Below are 404 nucleotides of genomic sequence, written 5' to 3' on the forward strand. Positions count from 1 at the left end.
ATCCTGGGCACCGGCGTTCTCGCGCTTATCGGCATCCGCCTGCCCGGAATTGAATTTTTCAACCAGCGGGTCGAAGCGGCCTATCGCAAGGAGCTCGTGCTCGGCGAGGATGATACGGCGCGTGCCAATGCGCCGACATTGAGCGTGCTGTTTAGAGACATTCGCAGGAATTACTTCCGGCTCTATCTGAACTTCATGTACTTCAATATCGGCCGGATCGTCTATCTCCAGACTGACGTCATCTTTCCTTATCTGCTGCTTGCGCCCACAATCATCGCGGGCAAGATCACCCTCGGCGCGATGAACCAGATCCTCAACGCGTTCACGCAAGTACGAACCTCGTTTCAGTATCTCGTCAACTCCTGGAGCACGATCGTCGAACTGATCTCGATCTATCAGCGGCT

The 404-nt window shown here is 55.0% G+C and carries 1 protein-coding gene; it reads left to right on the top strand.

What is annotated here, in order from left to right; translation table 11 throughout:
* Positions 1-404, top strand: a 404-nt coding sequence (locus tag AC0L3J_RS37560; RefSeq protein ID WP_473350453.1) for an SbmA/BacA-like family transporter, incomplete at both ends; no start/stop codon positions are given.

The organism is Bradyrhizobium sp. Kon37 (assembly GCF_055807535.1).